Below are 19,631 nucleotides of genomic sequence, written 5' to 3'. Positions count from 1 at the left end.
CGGCCACCGGCGCCCGGGTCCACTGCTACGGCCCGCCCCCTGGATACGGCGCACCGCCCCCCGGCTACGGCCCGCCGCCCGGCTACGGGGCCCCGCCGAAACCCGCATTCAGCGTGGGCGAGGCGTTCAACTGGGCGTGGAACACCTTCACCAAGAACGCCGCGGCGTTGATCGTCCCCACGCTGGTGTACGGGCTGCTGATCGGGGTGGCCGTCGCGCTGCTCACGCTGAGCCAGAACATGACCACGGCCACCAGCTCCGACGACTACGACTTCACCTTCACGACCAACCTGACCGGCCCCGGGTACGGGCTGATGACCCTCGGCTACCTGGTCGCCTACGCGGTGAGCGCATTCGCGCAATCGGCATTCCTGTCCGGCTGCCTCGACCTCGCCGACGGGCGCGCGGTGACCATCGGCTCGTTCTTCAAGCCACGCAACCTCGGCATGGTGTTTCTGGCCGTGCTGATCGTCGAGGTCCTCACCTCGATCGCGTCGGCGTTGTGCTTCGTCCCGGGCCTGGTGCTGGGCATCTTCACCCAGTTCACCGTGCCGTTCGTGATCGACCGCTCGGAGTCGGCCATCAAGGGCTTCACGTCCAGCTTCTCGCTGGTCGGGTCTAATTTCGTCAACGCGCTGCTGGTGTGGCTGGTCGCGTTCGCGTCTTTCCTCGTCGGTGCGCTGCTGTGTGGCGTCGGCCTGTTGGTGGCGGCCCCGGTCGCGTCCCTGGTGATCATCTACGCCTACCGCAAGCTGTCCGGCGGCCAGGTGGTCCCCGTGCCCCAACCGGGTTACGAAACGGGTCCGCCACCGCCGGGGCCGCAGCCGGCGTAACCGCCGGCATCAGCGCTGGCCCGCCGTCCAAGTTACGGCGCTGTTAGCCGCGGCTGCGGTGCGCTGCGGCCGTGTGCCGCCTGTGATGAGATCACCTTGATATGCCTGAAGCCGTGTCCGACGGTCTGTTTGACATGCCCAGCGACCTGCCTGGCGCGCCGCCGACGGGCAGCCAAGGCCTGGGCGTGTCGGCCGGCGCGCCGCTGGCGGTGCGCATGCGTCCGGCCTCGCTGGACGAAGTGGTCGGGCAGGAGCACCTGCTGGCGCCCGGATCGCCGCTGCGGCGCCTCGTCGAGGGATCCGGCGTGGCGTCGGCCATCCTGTATGGCCCGCCGGGCAGCGGCAAGACCACACTGGCCGCGCTGGTCTCCCAGGCCACCGGCCGCCGGTTCGAGGCGCTGTCGGCGCTGTCGGCCGGTGTCAAGGACGTCCGCGCGATTATCGAGAAGGCACGGCACGCGCTCCTCAATGGCGAGCAGACGGTGCTGTTCATCGACGAGGTGCACCGGTTCTCCAAGACCCAGCAGGACGCCCTGCTGTCCGCCGTGGAGAACCGGGTGGTGCTGCTGGTGGCGGCGACCACCGAGAACCCGTCGTTCTCGGTGGTGGCGCCCCTGCTGTCCCGGTCGCTGATCCTGCAGTTGCGTCCGCTGAGCGCCGACGGCATCCGCACCGTGGTGCAGCGGGCGATCGACGATCCCCGCGGGCTGGGCGGGAAGGTGGCCGTGGCGCCCGAGGCGGTCGACCTGCTGGTACAGCTCGCCGCCGGCGACGCCCGGCGCGCCCTGACCGCGCTGGAGGTTGCGGCCGAATCAGCCCAGGGAGCCAATGAAGCCGTCACCGTCGAGACCATCGAGCAGTCGCTGGACAAGGCCGCGGTGCGCTACGACCGCGACGGCGACCAGCACTACGACGTGATCAGCGCCTTCATCAAGTCGGTGCGCGGCTCGGACGTCGACGCGGCGCTGCACTACCTGGCCCGCATGCTCGTCGCGGGGGAGGACCCGCGGTTCCTCGCGCGCCGGCTGATGATCCTGGCCAGCGAGGACATCGGCATGGCCGATCCGAGCGCCCTGCAGATCGCGGTGGCCGCCGCCCAGACCGTGCAGCTGATCGGCATGCCGGAGGCGCAGCTGACGCTGGCGCACGCCACCATCCACCTGGCGACCGCGCCCAAGTCGAACTCCGTCACCACCGCGCTGGCGGCGGCGATGGACGACATCAAGGCGGGCAGGGCCGGGCTGGTGCCGCCGCATCTGCGCGACGGGCACTACTCCGGCGCGGCGGCGCTGGGACACGCACAGGGCTACCAGTACTCGCACAACGATCCCGACGGCGTCGTCGCCCAGCAATATCCACCCGACGAGCTGGTGGGCGTCGACTACTACCGGCCGACCGGCCGCGGCGGTGAGCGGGAGATGGCCGGGCGGCTGGAACGGTTACGGGCGATCATCCGCAGGAAGCGGGGACGGGCGTGAGGCACTTCACCGACCAGGAGATGGGCGAGCTGCTGCCCACCGCCGGGGAATACAGCGTCGTCATCCTCAAGCGCGGGCCGCGGTTCGGGGACGAGTCGTCGCCGGCGATCATCTGGGAGCACGGGCGGCGCAACTTCGGGCTGCGCGACGACGGCGTGCTGGCGGTCGTGTTGCCGGTCGCCGACGAGTCCGACGTCTGCGGCATCGGGGTGTTCGCGGCCACGGTGGACGAGACCACCGCGATCATGCAGGACGACCCCGGCGTGGCGGCGAATGTGTTCACCTACCAGGTGCACCCCTGCCGGGGCTTTCCCGGCGACGCGCTGCCCTAGCTAGACCAACTCGGGCACCCGCAGGTGAGCGATCGCCAGCTCGAACTCGGCGACGTCGATCACCTCGGCGCCCAGTTCGCGGACGCGCCTGCTGCGCAACTCGGTCGCCCGGTCGCGGTTGCGCGCCATGGCGTCCATCGAGTCGAACGTCGAGCAGGACACCGCCCGCCGGCACGCCGGATGGTCGACCAGCAGGCTGGCGCTGCAGAACCCGTCGAGCTCCTCCATCTCCGGCAGCACCGAGGACCGGTAGAAGTCCAGCGATCGGCTGAGCTGATCGGGCACCACCTTGAGCCAGGTGGCCCGCACGCACGCCCCCTGCCGGGAGGGATGGTCGCGGTGCAGCAAAGCGATGTCCCACTCCTCGACCCGCGCGCTGCCGTCGAACATCAGCGCGGCCCGGTCGCGGATCGGGGCGACCCGCTCGGCGCCGGCGCGCATCGCCTCGATGCTGTCCCACGAGCTGGTGGCGATGCAGGTTCCGGACTGCCGGTCGACCAACAGTGACAGTCCGACGCACCCGTCGATCTCCTTGAGGGCCGGCATGACGACATCGCGGACGTGCGCGATCCCGATATCGACCGACAAGGGTTGCGCCTGGATGGTGGTAGAGCGTGCGTACACGGCTGACCCCTCTCTGTGTCGGGGCTGGTTATTGAAGGGCAACTGGTGGCGCCACCGGCCCCACCAGTTACCTTCCTCCTGCCCGGTACGCGCCGCAATGCCCCCCAATGCCCTGCAATGCCCTGCAATGCCCCGCGATGCCCCGCGATGCCCCGATGTGGCCGCGCTCACAAACGATCGGCTGGCCTTGAGCAGGCCCAGCGGGCGGCCCGTAGGCTGGTCGGAATGCATACCGATGTGCTGGACGTGGACACGACACGGCGCCGCATCGTCGATCTGACCGAGGCGGTGCGCGGCTTCTGCTGGTCGCGGGGCGACGGCCTGTGCAACGTGTTCGTCCCGCACGCGACGGCCGGCGTCGCCATCATCGAGACCGGAGCCGGCTCCGACGACGACCTGCTCGACACGCTGGAACGGCTGCTGCCGCGTGACGACCGCTACCGGCACTCGCACGGCTCCCCGGGCCACGGCGCCGACCACGTGCTGCCGGCGCTCGTCGCGCCCTCGGTGACGGTGCCGGTCTCCGGCGGGGAGCCGATGCTGGGCACCTGGCAAAGCATCGTGCTGGTCGACCTGAACCGCGACAACCCGCAGCGGTCGGTACGGCTGAGCTTTCTGGAGGGTTAGCGGCCCGGTACACCCTCCACTCCAGCGAATAGGCTGGAACAGACGTCCACGCAACGAGCAAACAGGAAAGAAGCGGACTCAACAGTGCAGACACACGAGATCAGGAAACGGTTTCTTGATCATTTCGTGAAGGCGGGCCACACCGAGGTGCCGAGCGCATCGGTGATCCTCGACGACCCCAACCTGCTGTTCGTCAACGCCGGCATGGTCCAGTTCGTCCCGTACTTCCTGGGCGCCCGCACCGCGCCGTACTCGACGGCCACCAGCATCCAGAAGTGCATCCGCACGCCCGACATCGACGAGGTCGGCATCACCACCCGGCACAACACCTTCTTCCAGATGGCGGGCAACTTCTCGTTCGGCGACTACTTCAAGCGCGGTGCCATCGAGCTCGCGTGGACCCTGCTGACCAACGGCGTGTCCGAGGGCGGCTACGGGCTGGACCCCGAAAGAATCTGGACAACGGTCTATTTCGACGACGACGAGGCCGTCCAGCTGTGGCAGGAGATCGCCGGCCTGCCGGCCGAGCGGATCCAGCGCCGCGGCATGGAGGACAACTACTGGTCCATGGGGATCCCCGGGCCGTGCGGCCCGTCCTCGGAGATCTACTACGACCGCGGGGAAGAGTTCGGGGTCGGCGGCGGGCCGGTGGCCAACGAAGACCGCTACATCGAGATCTGGAACCTCGTGTTCATGCAGAACGAACGCGGCGAGGGCACTTCCAAGACCGACTTCGAGATCCTGGGGCCGTTGCCCCGCAAGAACATCGACACGGGCATGGGCGTCGAGCGGGTCGCGTTCATCCTGCAGGGCGTGCACAACGTCTATGAGACCGATCTGCTGCGGCCCGTCATCGACGCGGTGGCCGCCCGCGCGCCGCGCGGCTACGACGTGGGCAACCACTCCGACGACGTGCGCTACCGGGTGATCGCCGACCACAGCCGCACCGCGGCGATCCTGATCGGCGACGGCGTCACCCCCGGCAACGACGGGCGCGGCTACGTGCTGCGCCGCCTGCTGCGCCGGGTGATCCGGTCGGCCAAACTCCTCGACATCGAGCGACCCATCGTCGGCGAGCTGATGACCACCGTGCGCGACGCGATGGGCCCCTCGTACCCCGAACTGGTCGCCGACTTCAATCGGATCAGGCGCATCGCCGTCGCCGAGGAGACCGCCTTCAACCGCACACTGGCGGCGGGCTCCAAGCTGTTCGACGAGGTGGCCGGCACCACCAAAGCCGCCGGAACCAAGGCGATCTCCGGCTCGGACGCCTTCACGCTGCACGACACCTACGGCTTCCCCATCGAGTTGACCCTGGAGATGGCCGCCGAGGCCGGCCTCCGGGTCGACGAGATCGGCTTCCGGGAACTGATGGCCGAGCAGCGGCGCCGGGCCAAGGCGGATGCCGCCGCCCGCAAGCACGCGCACGCCGACCTGAGCGCCTACCGGGAGCTGGTTGACGCCGGGCCCACCGAATTCACCGGCTTCGACGAATTGTCTTCGGAGGCAAAAATTCTCGGAATCTTCGTCGACGGTAAGCGGGTACCGGTCGTCACCCACGGTGCGCAAACGGAGGGGGCGGGCGCGCGGCAGGTCGAGCTCGTGCTCGACCGCACCCCGCTCTACGCCGAGTCCGGCGGGCAGATCGCCGACGAGGGCACCATCAGCGGGACGGGGGCCGGCGAGAGCGCCCGCGCGGCGGTAACCGACGTGCAGAAGATCGCCAAAAGCCTGTGGGTGCACCGGGTCAACGTCGAATCCGGCGAATTCGTCGAGGGCGACACCGTCGTCGCGGCGGTCGACCCGGAATGGCGCCGCGGGGCCACCCAGGGGCACTCGGGCACCCACATGGTGCACGCCGCGCTGCGACAAGTGCTGGGCCCCAATGCCGTCCAGGCCGGATCGCTGAACCGTCCCGGTTACCTCCGATTCGACTTCAACTGGCAGGGACCGCTGTCCGACGAGCAGCGCACCCAGGTCGAGGAGGTCACCAACGAGGCCGTGCAGGCCGACTTCGAGGTGCACACGTTCCTCGAGCAGCTGGACAAGGCCAAGGCCATGGGCGCCATGGCGATGTTCGGCGAGGCCTACCCGGACGAGGTGCGCGTCGTGGAGATCGGCGGGCCGTTCTCGCTGGAGCTCTGCGGCGGGACCCACGTGCACAACTCGGCCCAGATCGGGCCGGTGACCATCCTGGGCGAATCGTCGGTCGGCTCGGGGGTGCGCCGGGTGGAGGCCTACGTCGGGCTGGACTCGTTCCGCCACCTGGCCAAGGAACGCGCCCTGATGGCCGGGCTGGCGTCGTCGCTGAAGGTGCCGTCCGACGAGGTGCCCGCCCGGGTGGCCGGCCTGGTGGAGCGGCTCAAGGCCGCCGAGAAGGAGCTCGAACGCGCACGGCTGGCCGGCGCGCGTGCCGCCGCGACCAACGCCGCTGCCGGCGCGGAGCGTATCGGTAACGTCCGTGTGGTGGCGCAACGGATGTCCGCGGGGATGACGGCCGGCGACCTGCGTTCCCTGGTGGGCGACATCCGCGGCAAGCTGGGCAGCGAGCCCGCGGTGGTGGCGCTGATCGCGGAGGGCGAGGGCGGCAGCGTGCCGTACGCGGTCGCCGCGAACCCCGCCGCCCAGGACCTCGGAATCCGAGCCAACGACCTGATCAAGCAGCTGGCCGCGACCGTCGACGGCCGCGGCGGGGGCAAGCCGGACCTGGCGCAGGGCGCCGGGAAGGATCCGACCCGCATCGACGCGGCGCTCGACGCGCTCCGCTCCGAGATAGCGCGGGTCGGCTGAGTGGTTCCCGCACAACATCGCCTGCCCGACCGGCCCGGCGACCCCGGCCAGGACCCGGGGCGCGGCCGACGGATCGGTGTCGACGTCGGCAGCGTGCGCATCGGTGTCGCCTGCAGCGATCCCGACGGCATCCTGGCCACCCCGGTGGAAACCGTGCGTCGCGACCGCTCCGGCAAACACGTGCGGCGGCTGGCCGAGCTGGCCGCCGAGCTCGGGGCGGTCGAGGTGGTGGTCGGGTTGCCGCGGACACTGGCCGACCGCACCGGCCCGTCGGCGGTCGACGCGATGGAGCTGGCCGACACGCTGGCCCAGCGCATCGCCCCCACGCCGGTGCGGCTGGCCGACGAGCGACTGACCACGGTGAGCGCGCAGCGATCCCTGCGCGCGGCCGGTGTCCGGGCCAAAGAGCAGCGCGCGGTGATCGACCAGGCGGCCGCGGTGGCCATCCTGCAGAGCTGGCTCGACCAGCGCCGCGCCACCCTGGCGGCGGGGGAGCCCGCCGATGGTTGACAGCGCACGGCGCCAACGGGCCGAGCCCGAAGCGGTCGGTCCGTCCCGAAAAAAGAGCCGCGTCGCCCGGAACCAGGCCGAGCGGGGACACCGCCGGCGGTTCGCCGGCAAGATCGTGCTCGCGGTCGTCGCCGTCGTCGTGCTGGTGGGAGTTTTCGTCGGCGCCAAGCTCTGGCACACGGTGTTCGGGGCCGGCGACGACTACACCGGAAACGGCAAGCGCGACATCGTGATTCAGATCAAGGACGGTGACTCGACCACAATGGTCGGGGAGACGCTGCAGCAAGAGCAGGTGATCAAGACCGTCCGGGCCTTCGTCAACGCCGCGCACGGCAACAGCAAGATCTCCTCGATCCAGCCCGGCTATTACCGGATGCGGACCGAGATCCCGGCGGCCAACGCCGTCGCGCGGCTGGCCGACCCGAACAACCGGGTGGGGCGGCTTGTGATCCCGGAGGGCCGTCAGCTCGACGACACCACCGACATGAAGACCAACAAGGTGACCCCGGGCATCCTGACGCTGATCTCCCGAGCCTCATGCGTGACCCTGGACGGCGACCAGCACTGCGTGGCGGTCGAGGAGTTGCGGGCGGCGGCGACCAACAGCACCCCCGCGGCGCTGGCGGTGCCGCCGTGGGCCGTCGAGCCGTTCACCGAGCTCGGCAAGGACCATCGCCGGATCGAGGGGCTGATCGCACCGGGAACGTTCAACGTCGACCCGTCGGCCCCGGCCGAGACCATCCTGTCCGGCCTGATCAGCGCCGGCGCCGTCGAGTACATGAAGTCCGGGCTGGTGGACACCGCCCAGACCATGGGCCTGTCGCCCTACGACATCCTGGTGGTCGCCTCGCTGGTGGAGCAGGAATCCAAATCTCAGGACTTCGCGAAGGTCGCCCAGGTCATCTACAACCGGCTGCACGCCCACCACACGCTGGAATTCGACTCGACGGTCAACTACCCGCTGGACCGCCGCGAGGTGGCCACCACCGACGCCGACCGCGCCCAGAAGACGCCGTGGAACACCTACGTGTCGCAGGGGCTGCCCGCGACGGCGATCTGTTCGCCCGGTGTCGACGCCCTGCACGCCGCCGAGCACCCCGAGCCCGGTGACTGGTTGTACTTCGTCACCATCGACGCCCAGGGGACGACGCTGTTCACCAAGGATTATCAGCAGCACCTGGCCAATATCGAGCTGGCTAAGCGCAACGGTGTCCTCGATAGCGCGCGCTGACGGCGCCCCCCGCAAGGCGGCGGTGCTCGGCAAGCCGATCGCCCACTCGAAGTCCCCGCAACTGCACCTGGCCGCGTACCGGGCGCTGGGATTGCACGACTGGACCTACGAGCGCATCGAGTGCGACGCCGAGCAGCTGCCCGGGGTGGTCGGCGGTTTCGGCCCCGAGTGGGTCGGGGTGTCGGTGACCATGCCGGGCAAGTTCGCCGCGCTGCGGTTCGCCGACGAGCGCACCGAACGGGCGGAGCGGGTGGGGTCGGCCAACACCCTGGTCCGCACGCCGGCGGGCTGGCTGGCCGACAACACCGACATCGACGGCGTCGCGGGGGCGCTGGCGTCACAAGGGGAGGTGGCCGGCCCCGCGCTGGTGTGCGGCTCGGGCGGCACCGCGCCGGCGGCCGTCCTGGGGCTGGCCCAACTGGGTGTCGCCGCCATCACCGTCGTCGCCCGCAACCCGGACAAGGCCGCCCGGCTGGTGGACCTCGGCACGGGCGCCGGGGTGCCGACGCGGTTCGTGGCTCTGGACAGCGACGGGCTGGCGGGCGCCGTGGCCGCCGCCGAGGTGCTGGTCAGCACCATCCCCGCGGACGTCGCGGCGCGGTACGCGGACACCTTCGCGCCGATCCCGGTGCTGCTCGACGCCGTCTACGACCCGTGGCCGACGCCGCTGGCCGCCGCGGTGGCCGCCGCCGGCGGTCGCGTGATCAGCGGGCTGCAGATGCTGCTGCACCAGGCGTTCACCCAAGTCGAGTTGTTCACAGGGCTCCCGGCGCCGCGCGAGGCCATGGCCGCGTCCCTGGGCTAGCGTCCCGCGGCATGCGGATGACGGCGGCGCTCGCGGTGCTGGCCTGGCTGGCGGTGTTGAGCGGTTACGACGTTCGCAAGCGCCGGTTGCCGAATCTGCTGACGCTGCCCGGGGCCGGGGTGATCCTGCTGGTGGCCGCAGTGGCCGGGCACGGCTGGCCGGCGCTGGCCGGGGCGGCCGCGCTGACCGCGGTCTATCTGCCGGTGCACCTGGTGGCGCCGGCGGGGATGGGGGCCGGGGACGTCAAGCTGGCGATCGGCCTGGGCGCGCTGGCCGGTTGCTTCGGCGCCGCGGTGTGGTTCCTGGCGGCGCTGGCCGCGCCGCTGCTGACCGTGGCGTGGGCCCTGCTGGGTCGACTCGCCGGCCGGGCGGGCGCCGCGGCGGTGCCACACGGCCCGTCGATGTGCGTGGCCACCGCCGTCGCGATCGGGCTGGCTCAGGCCTGAGCGCGGCGCGCGGATTTAAGGCCACCCCGGCGCACATGGGAAGATGATCGGGTGTTGCGTTGGATCACCGCCGGGGAGTCGCATGGCCGCGCGTTGGTGGCCATGCTCGAGGGCATGGTCGCCGGCGTGGAGGTCACCTCCACCGACATCGCCGACCAATTGGCCCGCCGCCGGCTCGGTTACGGCCGCGGCGCGCGGATGAAGTTCGAGCGCGACGCGGTGACCGTGCTGTCCGGGGTGCGCCACGGGATCACGCTGGGCGGCCCGATCGCCATCGAGATCGGCAACACCGAGTGGCCCAAGTGGGAGACCGTGATGGCCGCCGACCCGGTCGATCCGGCGGAGCTGGCCAACGTCGCGCGCAACGAACCGCTCACCCGGCCGCGGCCCGGCCACGCCGATTACGCGGGCATGCTCAAGTACGGCTTCGACGACGCCCGCCCGGTGCTGGAGCGGGCCAGCGCGCGGGAGACCGCCGCCCGCGTCGCGGTGGGCACCGTCGCGCGCTCCTTCCTGCGCCAGGCGCTCGGCGTCGAGGTGCTCTCCCACGTCATCGCGATCGGTCCGTCGGCGCCCTACGACGGCCCGCCGCCGTGCCCCGAGGACCTGCCCGCGATCGACGACAGCCCGGTGCGCGCCTTCGACAAGGCCGCCGAAGAAGCGATGATCACCGAGATCGAGGCGGCCAAGAAGGACGGCGACACGCTCGGCGGTGTGGTCGAGGTGGTGGCCCTGGGCCTACCGGTCGGGCTGGGCTCGTTCACCAGCGGCGACAACCGGCTGGACAGCCAGCTCGCCGCCGCGGTCATGGGCATCCAGGCCATCAAGGGCGTGGAGATCGGCGACGGCTTCGAGACGGCGCGCCGCCGCGGCAGCCGCGCCCACGACGAGATGTATCCCGGGCCTGACGGGGTCGTCCGCTCGACCAACCGCGCCGGCGGCCTCGAGGGCGGCATGACCAACGGCCAGCCGCTGCGGGTGCGCGCCGCGATGAAGCCCATCTCCACCGTGCCGCGGGCGCTGGCGACCGTCGACATGGCGACCGGCGGCGAGGCCGTCGCCATCCACCAGCGGTCGGACGTCTGCGCGGTGCCGGCCGCCGGCGTCGTGGTCGAGGCGATGGTGGCGTTGGTGCTGGCGCGGGCGGCGCTGGAGAAGTTCGGCGGCGACTCGCTCACCGAGACCCGCCGCAACATCGAGGCGTATCAGCGCGCGGTGGCCGACCGGGAGTCGCCGGCCGCGCGGGGTACCGCGTGATGGCCCCCAGGGCCGTACTCGTCGGGCTGCCGGGCTCGGGCAAGTCCACCATCGGCAGGCGGCTGGCCAAGGCGCTCGGCGTCGAGTTCCTCGACACCGACGCCGCGATCGAGCAGCGGACCGGCCGCAGCATCGCCGACATATTCGCCACCGACGGCGAGCAGGAGTTCCGCCGCATCGAGGAGGAAGCGGTGCGTGCCGCGCTGGCCGACCACGACGGCGTGGTGTCGCTCGGCGGCGGGGCCGTCACCAGCCCCGGGGTCTGCGAGGCGCTCGCCGGCCACACCGTCATCTACCTGGAGATCAGCGCCGGCGAAGGCGTGCGGCGCACCGGCGGCGGCGCCGTGCGCCCCCTGCTCGCCGGCCCCGACCGCGCCGAGAAATACCAGGCGCTGATGGCCAAGCGGGTGCCGCTGTACCGGCGGGTGTCGACGATTCGCGTCGACACCAATCGCCGCAATCCCGGCGCGGTGGTGCGCTACATCGTGTCCAGGCTGCAGACGCCCGAGAACGCCCACGCGGAGGCCACAACATGACCCGCACCGATCCGGTCACCGTCGAGGTGGCGGTCGACCCGCCCTATCCGGTGGTCATCGGCACCGATCTGGGCGAGGAGCTGGTCGACCTGCTCTGCGACCGGCACCGGGTGGCCGTCGTGCACCAGCCGGTGCTGGCACACACCGCCGAGGCGATCCGAAACCGGTTGGCGGACAAGGGCGTCGACGCGCACCGCATCGAGATCCCGGACGCCGAGGCCGGAAAGGACCTGCCGGTGGTCGGCTTTCTCTGGGAGGTGTTGGGCCGCATCGGGATCGACCGCAAAGACGCCGTGGTCAGCCTCGGCGGCGGCGCCGCCACCGACGTCGCCGGCTTCGCGGCGGCCACCTGGCTGCGCGGTGTCGACATCGTCCACGTCCCCACCACGTTGCTCGGCATGGTCGACGCGGCCGTCGGCGGCAAGACGGGCATCAACACCGACGCGGGCAAGAACCTGGTGGGCGCCTTCCACCAGCCGCTCGCGGTGTTCGTCGACCTGGCGACCCTGGAAACGTTGCCGCACAACGAACTCGTCGCCGGGATGGCCGAAGTGGTCAAGGCGGGCTTCATCGCCGACCCGGCGATCCTCGATCTCATCGAGGCCGACCCGCAGGCCGCCGTGGACCCCACGGGCGACGTGCTGCCGGAGCTGGTCCGGCGCTCGATCGCCGTCAAGGCGCGGGTCGTCGCCGCCGATGAGAAGGAGTCGGAGCTGCGCGAAATCCTCAACTACGGCCACACTTTGGCGCACGCGATCGAGCGCAGGGAGCGCTACGAGTGGCGCCACGGGGCCGCGGTGTCGGTGGGCCTGGTGTTCGCCGCGGAGCTGGCGCGGCTGACCGGCCGGCTCGACGACGCGACCGCCCAGCGCCACCGCACGGTCCTGTCGGCGCTCGGGCTGCCGGTCGGTTATGACGCCGACGCGCTGCCGCAGCTGCTCGAATACATGGCTCAGGACAAGAAGTCCCGCGCCGGCGTGCTGAGGTTCGTGGTCCTCGACGGACTGGCCAAGCCGGGGCGGCTGGCCGGGCCGGACCCGTCGCTGCTGGCAGCGGCGTACGACGGGATAGCTTCGTGAGGGTCAACGTCAACGTGCAAGTCATCAACGGCCCGAACCTGGGCCGGCTGGGCCGCCGCGAGCCCGACGTGTACGGGGACACCACGCACGAGGAACTGGCCGCGCTGATCGAGCGCGAGGCCGCCGCGCTCGGCCTGGAAGCGGTTGTGCGGCAGAGCGATAGCGAAGCCCAGCTGCTGGACTGGATTCATGCGGCGGCCGACGCGGGCGAACCCGTGATTCTCAACGCCGGTGGACTGACCCACACGTCGGTCGCGCTGCGCGACGCCTGCGCCGAGCTGCGCGCGCCGCTGATCGAGGTGCACATCTCCAATGTGCATGCCCGCGAGGAGTTTCGGCGCCACTCGTACCTCAGCCCGGTCGCAACCGGGGTGATCGTCGGGCTGGGGATCCAGGGCTACCTGCTCGCCCTGCGCTACCTGGCGGACGCCGCCAAGCGCTAAGCCTTGTGCTAACCCTTGTCCGAGTCCGGCTTGGTGGGCTCGTCGCCGACCTTGCGGATCACCTCGGTTTTGGGATCGTCCTCGGTCTTGGCGATCGTCTCGGTGGGGGCGTCACGCTCGGTCGCTTCCGTGGGGGCATCCCGCTCGGCCGTCGCGACCGCCGCGGTCCGCTCCTCGTGCTGCGCCGCGGCCGCCGGGATCTCCCCGGTCGGCGCGTCGTCACCGCGCACCGCGGAGAACACGTCGGTGTCCGCCCGCTCCTCGTCGGCCCCCGGCCGGCGGGGCGGGGGATTGCGGTCCACCCGCCAGCGGCCGATGGTGACGCCGATGATCCCGGGCAGGAACACGCACAGCGCGGTGAACGCCGCGAACGTGGTCACCTCGTTGATCAGGCCGCCGGTGTAGAGACCCTTGTACACCAGCGCGATGAGCCAGGAGACGGCGCCGGACAGCACGCCGGCCACCAGGCCGGCCAGCAGCCAGGTCATCGCCAGATCCCGGCGCCGGTCCGGGTCCGGGTTCGCAATTGCGTCGGCCCGGCCGTCCAAAACCCCCCACACGGCCACGCCGATTATGAACAGAAGCAGCAGCACCACGCTAAAGAGCCCGGCCTGCGTCTGCCACGCGTTGATCAACGCCCCCTGGAACAAGCGAACGACGACCATCGCCGCGGCGTACACCAATCCGCGCAGCATCCAGTTAGTCATGGGCAATCAGCGTAGCGAGTACCGTCAAGGGTCGTGACACATTCTCAGCGTCGGGACAACCTGAAAGCCCAAATCGGGGCCGTCGGACTGGACGCCATGCTGGTCAGCGACCTGCACAACGTGCGCTACCTGTCCGGTTTCACCGGATCCAACGGCGCGTTGCTGGTGTTCGCCGACGATCGCGACCCAGTGCTGGCCACCGACGGCCGGTATCGCACCCAGGCCGCCGAGCAGGCGCCGGGGCTCGAGATCGCCATCGAGCGGGCCCTCGGGCGGCATCTGGTCGGCCGGGCCGCCGAGGGCGGCGTGGGGAGGCTGGGGTTCGAGAGCAATGTGGTGACCGTCGACGCGTTCGACGCCCTGACCGGCGAGCTCGGCGAGCGCAAGGCGGACACCGAGCTGGTGCGGGCCGCGGGAACCGTCGAGGCGCTGCGTGAGGTCAAGGACGACGGTGAGGTGGCGCTGCTGCGGCTGGCCTGCGAGGCGGCCGACGCCGCGCTCGCGGAGTTGGTGCAGCGCGGCGGCCTGCGGCCCGGGCGAACCGAGCGCGAGGTGAGCCGGGAGCTGGAGGCCCTGATGCTCGACCATGGCGCCGATGCGATCTCGTTCGAGACCATCGTGGCGGCCGGCGCGAACTCGGCGATCCCGCACCACCGCCCCACCGACGCGCCGCTGGCGGCGGGCGACTTCGTCAAGATCGACTTCGGCGCGCTGGTGGCCGGCTATCACTCCGACATGACCCGCACGTTCGTGCTCGGCAAGGCCGCCGATTGGCAATTGGAGATCTACCAGCTGGTCGCCGACGCCCAGCGGGCCGGCCGGGAGGCGCTGCGGCCGGGCGCGAGCCTGCGCGACGTCGACGGCGCGGCGCGGCAGATGATCGTCGACGCGGGGTACGGCGAGCAGTTCGGCCACGGGCTGGGGCACGGTGTGGGGTTGCAGATCCACGAGGCGCCGGGGATCGGGGCCACCTCCACCGGCACCCTGCTGGCGGGTTCGGTGGTCACCGTCGAGCCGGGCGTCTACCTCCCCGGCCGCGGCGGCGTGCGCATCGAGGACACCCTGGTCGTGCCCGACGAGGCGGCGGCGACCGGCGGGTGCGCACCGGAACTGCTGACCAGGTTCCCCAAGGAGCTGGCCGTTCTCGGCTAGCCGAACCTGGGCATTTGGCGGATCGGCGCCCCGGGGTAGAGTCGGGGGGCGTGAGCGGGGTGGAGCCAATCGAACGTGGTTTGGCGCGCCTGCGGGACTTCCGGTGGGACATCCACGCCCAGCCCTTGCGGGAGATGCGGCTAGAGATCGACATCGTGTATTTCACCGTCCCCGTGCCGTTCACCGGCGGTCGAGGCCTGAGCGTTCCCTTCTTGACGATGATCAAGCGGATGCCCCCTGCGGCCACCAAGCCGGCCGAGGCCGGCCCCTAGCGCGTGCGGCGGGCTTCCCGCCGGCCCCCGGGCCACCCGACGCGCGGGTCGCTGCCGCGACGCGATTTAGACTGACGGACACATTGCAGACAGTCGGAGAACGACTGTCCATCCCCTAGGAGAGACACCGAACCGTGGCAAGCACCGCCGATTTCAAGAACGGACTGGTGCTGGTGATCGACGGCCAGCTATGGCAGATCGTCGAGTTCCAGCACGTCAAACCGGGCAAGGGCCCGGCCTTCGTGCGCACCAAGCTGAAAAACGTGCTGTCGGGCAAGGTCGTCGACAAGACCTACAACGCCGGCGTGAAGGTGGAGACCGCCACCGTCGACCGGCGCGACACCACCTACCTCTACCGAGACGGCTCGGACTTCGTGTTCATGGACAGCCAGGACTACGAGCAGCATCCGCTGCCGGAGTCGCTGGTCGGCGACGCCGCCCGGTTCCTGCTGGAGGGGCTGCCGGTGCAGGTGGCGTTCCACAACGGGGCGCCGCTCTACATCGAGCTGCCGGTTTCGGTCGAGATGGAGGTCACCCACACCGAGCCGGGGCTGCAGGGTGACCGGTCCAGCGCCGGCACCAAACCCGCCACCGTGGAGACCGGGGCCGAGATCCAGGTGCCGCTGTTCATCAACACCGGCGACAAGCTGAAGGTGGACACGCGCGACGGCAGCTACCTGGGGCGCGTCAACGCGTGAGCAGGCCCGTCAAGGGACGCCACCAGGCCCGCAAGCGCGCCGTCGACCTGCTGTTCGAGGGCGAGGCCCGCGGGCTGGGCGCGGGCGAGGTGGTCGACCTGCGGACCGCGCTGGCCGAGGCCAACCCCGACGTGGCGCCGCTGCAGCCCTACACGGTCGCGGCCGTCCGCGGGGTCGGCGAGCACGCCGCCCACATCGACGATCTGATCAGCTCCCACCTGCAGGGCTGGACGCTGGACCGGCTGCCCGCCGTCGACCGCGCGATCCTGCGGGTCGCCGTGTGGGAGCTGCTCTACGCCGACGACGTCCCGGAGCCGGTCGCCGTCGACGAGGCCGTGCAGCTGGCCAAGGAGCTGTCCACCGACGAGTCCCCGGCCTTCGTCAACGGCGTGCTTGGTCAGGTCATGCTGGTGACGCCGCAGATCCGGGCCGCCGCCGCGGCGGTCCGGTCCGCTGCCGCCGGCGGGCCGGAGGACGAGGGCCCCGACGGGTGACCCGGCTGGAGCTGCGCGTCGTCGTCGCGGGGTTGTTGGCCGCGACGGTGGTGCTGGGCGCCGTCGTCTGCGCCGCCTTCGGGTGGAGCATCGTGGCGTCGGCGCTGTCCATCTACGCGCTCGCCGTGGGCGCCTGGCTTTATCACTGTGTCGAACGCCTGATCGTGGCACGCCGCATCAGCACCGTCCGCTCGGCCGCCAGGCCGCTGCAGCCGCTGCTGCCGGTGATGGCCGCGATCATGGGCCTGACGCAGTCGGTGGTCAGGTCCCTGACCGACGTGACCGAGTTGCCGGCCCGGCGCTGGGATCTCCCGGTCCTGCGCTGGGTCGACGGCACCCGGGCGAATCGGCAAGTCGTGGACGCCGACGACGAGCTGGAGGGCTGACCCGGGCTCACGCGAAACGATCACGCGGGCGGCGCGGCGGGGTGAGAATACAAGTCGCTCAGAAGAACAGGTGAGGTCATGACTCGATACACCACCCAGCCGCGACGACTCCGCGTTTCCGCGCTGGCGGCGGTGGCCAACCCGTCCTACGCCCGCGTCGACACCTGGAATCTGCTCGACGATGCGTGCCGCCACCTCGCCGAGGTCGACCTGGCCGGGCTCGACAAGACCCACGACGTGGCCCGGGTGAAGCGCCTGATGGACCGCATCGCCGCCTACGAGCGGTACTGGCTGTATCCCGGGGCGCAGAACCTCGCGGTCTTCCGCGCGCACCTGGAGAGCCTGTCCACGGTGCGGCTCACCGAAGAGGTGTCCATGGCCGTGCGGCTGCTGAGCGAATACGGCGACCGCGCAGGCCTGTTCGACACCTCCGCGCCGCTGGCCGACCAGGAGCTGGTGGCCCAGGCCAAACAACAGCAGTTCTACACCGTGTTGCTCGCCGACGACGCGCCCGACACGGCCCCCGACTGCCTGGCCGAATGCCTGCGGGCCCTGCGCAACCCCTCCGACGACGTGCAGTTCGAGATCCTGGTCGTCCCCAGCGTCGAAGACGCCATCACCGCGGTCGCGCTGAACGGCGAGATCCAGGCCGCCATCATCCGCGACGACCTGCCGCTGCGGTCCCGCGACCGGCTGCCGCTGATGAACACGCTGCTGGGGCCGAACGAGGACGCGGGCGACCTCATCCCCGACCACGCCAACGACTGGGTGGAGTGCGGCGAGTGGATCCGCGAGCTGCGGCCCCATATCGACCTGTATCTGCTCACCGACGAGTCGATCGCGGCGGGCGACGACACCGAGCCCGACGTCTACGACCGGACGTTCTACCGGCTCAACGACGTCACCGACCTGCACAGCACGGTGCTTGCCGGGCTGCGGAACCGGTATGGCACGCCGTTTTTCGATGCGCTGCGCGCGTACGCGGCGGCGCCGGTCGGCCAGTTCCACGCCCTGCCCGTCGCGCGCGGTGCCAGCATCTTCAACTCGAAGTCGTTGCAGGACATGGGGGAGTTCTACGGCCGCAACATCTTCATGGCCGAGACGTCGACCACGTCCGGCGGCCTCGACTCGCTGCTCGACCCGCACGGCAACATCAAGAAGGCGATGGACAAGGCCGCGCACACCTGGAACTCCGACCACACGTATTTCGTCACCAACGGGACCTCCACCGCCAACAAGATCGTGGTGCAGTCCCTGACCCGCCCGGGCGACATCGTGCTGATCGACCGCAACTGCCACAAGTCGCACCACTACGGGCTGGTGCTCGCCGGCGCGTACCCGCTGTACCTGGACGCGTATCCGTTGCCGCAGTTCGCGATCTACGGGGCGGTGTCGCTGCGCACGATCAAGCAGACGCTGCTGGACCTGGAAGCGGCCGGCCAGTTGGACCGGGTGCGCATGCTGCTTCTGACGAACTGCACCTTCGACGGTGTGGTCTACAACCCGTTGCAGGTTATGGAGGAGGTGCTGGCGATCAAGCCGGACATCTGCTTCCTGTGGGACGAGGCGTGGTACGCGTTCGCCACGGCCGTGCCGTGGGCCCGGCAGCGCACGGCGATGGTGGCGGCCGAGCGCCTCGAGCAGATGCTGGCCTCGCCGGATTACGCTGCGCAGTACCGGGATTGGGCGGCCGGTATGGATGGAGTCGACCGGTCGGAGTGGGTCGACCGCCCGCTGTTACCCGACCCGACCCGCGCGCGGGTCCGGGTCTACGCGACGCACTCGACGCACAAGTCGCTGTCGGCGCTGCGCCAGGCGTCGATGATCCACGTCCGCGACCAGGACTTCAACGCCCTGGCGCGCGACGCGTTCGGTGAGGCGTTCTTGACCCACACGTCGACCTCACCGAACCAGCAACTGCTGGCGTCCCTGGACTTGGCCCGTCGGCAGGTCGACATCGAGGGTTTTCAGCTGGTCCGGCAGACCTATGACATGGCGCTGGTGTTCCGCCATCGGGTGCGCCGAGACCGGCTGATCAGCAAGTGGTTTCGCATCCTCGACGAGTCCGACCTGGTGCCCGAGGAATTCCGGGCTTCGTCGGTGAGCTCCTACCGGGAGGTCCGCCAGGGCGCGCTGGCCGAGTGGAACGAGGCGTGGCGCTCCGACCAGTTCGTGCTGGACGCGACGCGGGTGACCCTGTTCGTCGGCAAGACAGGGATGAACGGCTACGACTTCCGCGAGAAGATCCTGATGGAGCGCTTCGGCATCCAGATCAACAAGACGTCGATCAACAGCGTGCTGCTGATCTTCACCATCGGTGTGACGTGGTCGAGCGTGCATTATCTGCTCGATGTGTTGCGAAGGGTGGCAACCGATTTCGATCGCGCGGACAACGCGGCCAGCATCGCCGACCGGGCGTTGCACCAACGGCAGGTCGAGGAGATCACGCAGGACCTGCCGCACCTGCCCGACTTCAGCGAGTTCGACGTCGCCTTCCGGCCCGTCGACGCGTGCATCTTCGGCGACATGCGGTCGGCCTTCTACGCCGGGTACGAGGAGTCCGACCGCGAGCATGTCCTGATCGGCATGGCGGGGCGGCGGCTGGCCGAAGGCAAGACGCTGGTGTCCACCACGTTCGTGGTGCCCTACCCGCCGGGCTTCCCGGTGCTGGTCCCCGGTCAGGTGGTGTCCAAGGAGATCATCTACTTCCTGGCCCAGCTGGACGTCAAAGAGATCCACGGCTACAACCCCGACCTGGGGCTCTCGGTGTTCACCGAGTCGGCCCTGGCGCGGATGGAGGCCCAGCGCAGCGCCGCGACGGCCGCGGTCGGTTCGGCGTTTCCGGCCTTCGAGTTGCCCTCGGACGCCTCGGGACTCAACGGCGCGTTCAACGGCAACGGTGCCGCACAGGCCGTCAGCGAAGACGCTTGA

21 protein-coding genes are annotated in these 19,631 nt (G+C 70.5%); 19 read left to right on the top strand and 2 right to left on the bottom strand.

What is annotated here, in order from left to right:
• The 3 genes from A5692_RS14175 to A5692_RS14165 all read left to right on the top strand — a co-directional run.
• Positions 1–833, top strand: an 833-nt coding sequence (locus A5692_RS14175) for a hypothetical protein (RefSeq protein WP_197514458.1), incomplete at its 5' end; no start/stop codon positions are given.
• Between the two features lie 101 nt (positions 834–934).
• Positions 935–2,311: a replication-associated recombination protein A gene (locus tag A5692_RS14170; protein WP_068056940.1), complete on the top strand. Its 1,377-nt coding sequence runs from the start codon at positions 935–937 to the stop codon at positions 2,309–2,311.
• Positions 2,308–2,643, top strand: coding sequence for a hypothetical protein (locus A5692_RS14165; RefSeq protein WP_068056938.1), 336 nt, complete (start codon positions 2,308–2,310; stop codon positions 2,641–2,643). Before A5692_RS14170 ends, A5692_RS14165 begins: the two co-directional genes overlap by 4 nt.
• On the opposite strand, the gene A5692_RS14160 is transcribed toward A5692_RS14165, so the two are convergent.
• On the bottom strand, positions 2,644–3,267 hold the full coding sequence (locus A5692_RS14160; RefSeq protein WP_068056937.1) for a hypothetical protein: 624 nt from the start codon (positions 3,265–3,267) through the stop codon (positions 2,644–2,646).
• A 237-nt stretch (positions 3,268–3,504) separates the two neighbouring features.
• Here A5692_RS14160 and A5692_RS14155 point away from each other — a divergent pair, with 237 nt between their 5' ends.
• The 10 genes from A5692_RS14155 (at position 3,505) to aroQ (ending at position 12,991) form a co-directional block, all read left to right on the top strand.
• Positions 3,505–3,894, top strand: coding sequence for a secondary thiamine-phosphate synthase enzyme YjbQ (locus A5692_RS14155; RefSeq protein WP_197514461.1), 390 nt, complete (start codon positions 3,505–3,507; stop codon positions 3,892–3,894).
• An 84-nt stretch (positions 3,895–3,978) separates the two neighbouring features.
• On the top strand, positions 3,979–6,684 hold the full coding sequence (alaS, locus tag A5692_RS14150; protein WP_068056932.1) for an alanine--tRNA ligase: 2,706 nt from the start codon (positions 3,979–3,981) through the stop codon (positions 6,682–6,684).
• Positions 6,685–7,194 (top strand): Holliday junction resolvase RuvX, encoded by a 510-nt coding sequence (ruvX, locus tag A5692_RS14145; RefSeq protein WP_068056930.1) that lies wholly within the window; start codon positions 6,685–6,687, stop codon positions 7,192–7,194.
• A complete protein-coding gene (mltG, locus tag A5692_RS14140; RefSeq protein ID WP_068056928.1) occupies positions 7,187–8,425 on the top strand; it encodes an endolytic transglycosylase MltG in 1,239 nt (412 codons plus the stop codon). The genes ruvX and mltG overlap by 8 nt, the downstream gene beginning before the upstream one ends.
• Entirely contained in the window at positions 8,412–9,230 is an 819-nt protein-coding gene (locus A5692_RS14135; protein WP_197514460.1) for a shikimate dehydrogenase, read from the top strand. Before mltG ends, A5692_RS14135 begins: the two co-directional genes overlap by 14 nt.
• An 11-nt stretch (positions 9,231–9,241) precedes the next feature.
• Positions 9,242–9,676 (top strand): A24 family peptidase, encoded by a 435-nt coding sequence (locus A5692_RS14130; protein WP_068056924.1) that lies wholly within the window; start codon positions 9,242–9,244, stop codon positions 9,674–9,676.
• Positions 9,677–9,727: 51 nt separating this feature from the next.
• Positions 9,728–10,933 (top strand): chorismate synthase, encoded by a 1,206-nt coding sequence (gene aroC, locus A5692_RS14125; RefSeq protein ID WP_068056922.1) that lies wholly within the window; start codon positions 9,728–9,730, stop codon positions 10,931–10,933.
• A complete protein-coding gene (locus tag A5692_RS14120; protein WP_068056920.1) occupies positions 10,933–11,469 on the top strand; it encodes a shikimate kinase in 537 nt (178 codons plus the stop codon). Before aroC ends, A5692_RS14120 begins: the two co-directional genes overlap by 1 nt.
• Positions 11,466–12,548 (top strand): 3-dehydroquinate synthase, encoded by a 1,083-nt coding sequence (gene aroB, locus A5692_RS14115; protein WP_068056918.1) that lies wholly within the window; start codon positions 11,466–11,468, stop codon positions 12,546–12,548. The genes A5692_RS14120 and aroB overlap by 4 nt, the downstream gene beginning before the upstream one ends.
• 14 nt (positions 12,549–12,562) lie before the next feature.
• A complete protein-coding gene (aroQ, locus tag A5692_RS14110) occupies positions 12,563–12,991 on the top strand; it encodes a type II 3-dehydroquinate dehydratase (protein WP_156766083.1) in 429 nt (142 codons plus the stop codon).
• Between the two features lie 8 nt (positions 12,992–12,999).
• Here aroQ and A5692_RS14105 read toward each other — a convergent pair whose 3' ends face one another.
• Entirely contained in the window at positions 13,000–13,698 is a 699-nt protein-coding gene (locus A5692_RS14105; RefSeq protein ID WP_197514457.1) for a B-4DMT family transporter, read from the bottom strand.
• A 33-nt stretch (positions 13,699–13,731) separates the two neighbouring features.
• Here A5692_RS14105 and A5692_RS14100 point away from each other — a divergent pair, with 33 nt between their 5' ends.
• The 6 genes from A5692_RS14100 to A5692_RS14075 all read left to right on the top strand — a co-directional run bounded on the left by A5692_RS14100 (position 13,732) and on the right by A5692_RS14075 (position 19,631).
• Positions 13,732–14,850 carry a Xaa-Pro peptidase family protein gene (locus A5692_RS14100; RefSeq protein ID WP_068056912.1) on the top strand — a complete coding sequence of 373 codons (1,119 nt, stop codon included), beginning with the start codon at positions 13,732–13,734 and terminating at the stop codon, positions 14,848–14,850.
• 50 nt (positions 14,851–14,900) lie between these two features.
• Positions 14,901–15,122, top strand: a complete 222-nt coding sequence (locus A5692_RS14095; RefSeq protein ID WP_231984318.1) for a hypothetical protein — start codon at positions 14,901–14,903, stop codon at positions 15,120–15,122.
• Positions 15,123–15,256: 134 nt separating this feature from the next.
• The gene (efp, locus tag A5692_RS14090; protein WP_007171952.1) at positions 15,257–15,820 is read left to right on the top strand and encodes an elongation factor P; all 564 of its coding nucleotides are present in this window, start codon (positions 15,257–15,259) and stop codon (positions 15,818–15,820) included.
• Positions 15,817–16,314 (top strand): transcription antitermination factor NusB, encoded by a 498-nt coding sequence (nusB, locus tag A5692_RS14085; RefSeq protein ID WP_068056910.1) that lies wholly within the window; start codon positions 15,817–15,819, stop codon positions 16,312–16,314. Before efp ends, nusB begins: the two co-directional genes overlap by 4 nt.
• Positions 16,311–16,700, top strand: a complete 390-nt coding sequence (locus A5692_RS14080; protein ID WP_068056908.1) for an antitermination protein NusB — start codon at positions 16,311–16,313, stop codon at positions 16,698–16,700. Before nusB ends, A5692_RS14080 begins: the two co-directional genes overlap by 4 nt.
• Positions 16,701–16,778: 78 nt before the next feature.
• On the top strand, positions 16,779–19,631 hold the full coding sequence (locus tag A5692_RS14075; protein ID WP_068056905.1) for an aminotransferase class I/II-fold pyridoxal phosphate-dependent enzyme: 2,853 nt from the start codon (positions 16,779–16,781) through the stop codon (positions 19,629–19,631).

The sequence above is a fragment of the Mycobacterium sp. E342 genome, assembly GCF_001667665.1.
Lineage (GTDB): Bacteria > Actinomycetota > Actinomycetes > Mycobacteriales > Mycobacteriaceae > Mycobacterium.
Note: the sequence above shows the minus strand (reverse complement) of the source record. Positions and strands in the feature narration are given on the sequence as shown.